Here is a 1237-nt window from a genome sequence, read left to right as displayed (position 1 = left end):
GAAAGTCATCAAAAGAATCATGTATGGTCGTTGTAGCTTTGAAACGTTAAGGAAAAAGACCATTCAATTAGAATGGATGAGAAAAAAGCGGATTTTCAACTAACGCTGGAAAGAACCACCTTTATCTTGCCACAAACAAAAACTGGCTTCATTAAATGGTATTGGAAATTACAACCTGATTTATGCAGGAAATAAGTTGGTGTTTGAAGGAAATGTCGTAACTGTTCAAGATCAAAATGGTGTAGTGACTGATCAGCAACAAATTACTGAGTCGGACAAAATAGTTTCGAATCAACCGATTGGAGAATCTGTAGGTCAGGCCACACAAACTCCAAGTAAGTCAAATACACACGAACAAGATCAAACGAATGACGCAGCCTCTGATACTACTTCAACACCTACTAATAATGAGGAAAGCAATAATGACGGAACCACAGGCAATGGAAGCTCATCTGACGGAACAAGTAATGGTGGAGAGGTGACTAATCCTACACCAGATCTGAAACCGGCCCCAGATCCCACACCGACACCGAATCCAGAGCCACAGGTTCAATACACAGTTTGGTTCTATGCTTATGAAGGTGAGGATCAATCAAAGAACATCGAAAAAGGAAGTCGATTGTTCTCAACAGAGGAAGAGGCAACAAGCTTTATTGATGGCTATGCAGATAGTTTGCTAATGGAAGGAATTGCTGGAAGTTATGGGGTAATGTCCTGGGAATCCTAGATTGAAGTGAAAACACTTATAAGGTAATTACCTTATAAGTGTTTTTTCATATTAACTGGATATAGCAAAAATTAAAAAGTATTAGATTCTTTAAAAAGGAGAGAAACGCCCTTGTTTGTTAGTGATTTTGAACATATTTTTGGAAGAAATATGTTTTAGAAGAGCAATCCCAATAAAGAACTTTATAGAGTATAAATAAAATTTTATTTAATCAAAATTGTATAGATAGGTAGCCTAAGTATACAAAAGGTGGAATATTCATTTTGTTTTCACAGAAATTCTAACCTAATATGTAATTTCATGATTTTATTATCTATCATTAAATGAAATCATTTATACGCCAATTGAAGAGGTCAACAATTCATATTATTAAGGATAAATCTAACTCCATGGCGGATTTTATAATGAACTTAGCCACTTAAGACAATAAAAAAACGTCATTGCCCAATTTCATGTATTATTGAAGTTCTCACACAATCAATAAAGGATGAACGGACAATGACGCAAATC

At 35.1% G+C, this 1237-nt stretch carries 1 pseudogene; it reads left to right on the top strand.

From position 1 onward, the window contains the following. Nucleotides 1-136: 136 nt before the first annotated feature. Nucleotides 137-727: pseudogene (locus tag KQI58_RS22425) on the top strand (LysM peptidoglycan-binding domain-containing protein); the annotation flags it as partial. Between the last annotated feature and the right edge of the window lie 510 nt (nucleotides 728-1237).

Origin of the sequence: Enterococcus raffinosus (genome assembly GCF_018917525.1) — a bacterium.
Classification (GTDB): Bacteria; Bacillota; Bacilli; order Lactobacillales; family Enterococcaceae; genus Enterococcus_A; species Enterococcus_A raffinosus_A.
The sequence above is the reverse complement of the archived record's forward strand: the minus strand, read 5'-3'. Positions and strand labels throughout refer to the sequence as shown.